Source organism: Mesorhizobium sp. PL10 (genome assembly GCF_053714315.1).
On the sequence record NZ_JBSKBR010000117.1, the window covers coordinates 1 to 1,953 of the forward strand.

The 1,953-nt window shown below is 61.6% G+C and carries 3 protein-coding genes and 1 pseudogene; all 4 read left to right on the forward strand.

What is annotated here, in order from left to right; all coding sequences use genetic code 11:
• Positions 1-223 precede the first annotated feature (223 nt).
• The 4 genes and pseudogenes from ACWGTO_RS33250 (at position 224) to tnpB (ending at position 1,928) form a co-directional block, all read left to right on the forward strand.
• The gene (locus ACWGTO_RS33250) at positions 224-709 is read left to right on the forward strand and encodes a UPF0149 family protein (protein ID WP_454578923.1); all 486 of its coding nucleotides are present in this window, start codon (positions 224-226) and stop codon (positions 707-709) included.
• Positions 630-1,120 (forward strand): annotated as a pseudogene (gene scpB / locus ACWGTO_RS33255) (SMC-Scp complex subunit ScpB); the annotation flags it as partial. The gene ACWGTO_RS33250 and the pseudogene scpB, both read left to right, overlap by 80 nt.
• Positions 1,121-1,221: 101 nt before the next feature.
• Positions 1,222-1,584 (forward strand): IS66-like element accessory protein TnpA, encoded by a 363-nt coding sequence (gene tnpA, locus ACWGTO_RS33260; protein WP_454578924.1) that lies wholly within the window; start codon positions 1,222-1,224, stop codon positions 1,582-1,584.
• The gene (tnpB, locus tag ACWGTO_RS33265; RefSeq protein WP_003571489.1) at positions 1,581-1,928 is read left to right on the forward strand and encodes an IS66 family insertion sequence element accessory protein TnpB; all 348 of its coding nucleotides are present in this window, start codon (positions 1,581-1,583) and stop codon (positions 1,926-1,928) included. Before tnpA ends, tnpB begins: the two co-directional genes overlap by 4 nt.
• Positions 1,929-1,953: the final 25 nt, after the last annotated feature.

Genomic DNA, 1,953 nt, shown 5'->3' on the forward strand with positions numbered 1-1,953 from the left:
GAGCTTCACAGGATGTTTCAGCGCGGCCTGAAGGATCAAGGTGCTGTCTCCCGGCGCGCCGTGAAAGAGCCGCTGCATGACCAGACACAAGCCACGACAGGAGCGCAGGCCCGCCAAGACCACCATGGCCGACTACGCGATGTCCTTCGAGAAGCTCGGACATTGGCTGGATAAGCGAGGGCAGTCGGCGACGCTTCGTCGCCCCAAGGCAAGTTCCCTATCGATGCTCGACGGCGCCGTGGCTGCGGTCGTCGCCGGGCCGGTCTCTATGCCTTCCGAAGAATGGGTGTGTCCGTTGCTGGGCCTCGATCCGGACGCCTTCAATCACGACACGGAGGAGTTCTCGGCGATCGCGGCTACGCTCATGCGGCACAACGCGATCAGCGAAACGCTGTCGACGAGGCCGCAGAGCTTCGAGCCACTCTTCCTGCGGATGGCCGGTGGCGGCGTCGACGCACGGCCCTGGTGTATGGGCTTCTATATGGTCATGCAGCTTCGGCTGCTCGCCTGGTCGCGGTTGCTCTCGCCCAATACAATCGAGCACGCCTTGCTGCTGCCGATCCTCTTCCACTGCGTCGACGATGACGGCCGGCCCTTGCGAGTGCCACCGTCTTCGCTCGCTGGCCGAAATGCATGGTCCGACATTCCGGCCGTCGTTGAGGCCATGCGTCAGTTTTGGATGCCGACCCGCTTCAGAACCGGCCGGTAGCCCGGAGGAGAGGCAGGGCCATCTCGTACCGCTTACGTTTGACCGGGAACTGGATCACCTGCCGCCGGAGGCGCGCTGGCGCGAATGGATTCAGCGTATCGAGGCAACCATATTTGCGGCCAGCGAGCCGGTCGACCGCGAGGTGCTTGCTCGCATCGTCGGCAAAAGTTGCAGCATCGACCTTCTGATCGACGACATTCGCGAAGAGCTGCGCGGCCGGCCCTACGACCTGGTCGCCGTCGCCGGCGGTTGGAAGCACCTGACCCGGCCGGTCTATGCCGATGCCATCCGCGCCGCTGCCGCCAGCAACGAGACGGCGGCTGAGCTGACGCAATCCGAGGTGCTGGTGCTGATGTGCGTGGCGTATTTCCGCCGGTCACCCGCGCCGAACTCTCGTCCTTCCTCGGAAAGTGAGCGTCCGGCGAGCGGATTTTGCTGATCGGGCAAATCGGGCGATGTTCTGGCATTAGCCAGCATTAGTGCTGACATTAATACCAGATCGAAGAGGTTGCATGGCTCGCATGGAGATCATATCCGGCACTGAGCGCAGACGACGCTGGTCGGACGAGGCGAAACTGAGGATATTAGCGGAGGCGGATCAACCTGGTGTTCGCATTGGTGATGTGGCTCGCCGGCATGACATTCATCCTGGTCAGATTCGTTTGTGGCGACAGTCATTCAGCTATGTCAGTCAACCGGCGATGTTCCTTCCGGTGGAGATTACCGAGGAGGGGTGCGTCGTTCAGGCGGCTGACACGCCACCGACGCCACCCGTCATCGAGATCGTGCTACGAAACGGTCGGTGCTTGAGGGTTCCGGCAGACGTGGAGCTGAGGATGCTCGGGTCGCTGGTCGCTTGTGTGGAGGCGGCATGATCGGGCCATCCGGGAATGTGCGGGTCTATCTGGCCTGCGGAGTGACCGACATGCGGCGTGGAATTGATGGACTGTCGGCGCTCGTTGAGACGGTTATCAAGGAGGCGCCAGGTTCCGGCGCGATCTTCGGCTTCCGCGGAAAACGCGCTGATCGGATCAAACTCTTATGGTGGGATGGCCAAGGGTTCTGCCTGTTTTACAAAATTTTGGAACGCGGATACTTTCCCTGGCCGACAGCGAAGGATGGGGTTGCGCATCTGACGCAAGCGCAGTTGTCGATGCTTGTTGAGGGTATCGACTGGCGCCGGCCTGCGTGGACTTCCGCTCCCGGTCGAACGGGTTAAAAGCTATATTTTGCAAGGACATCCG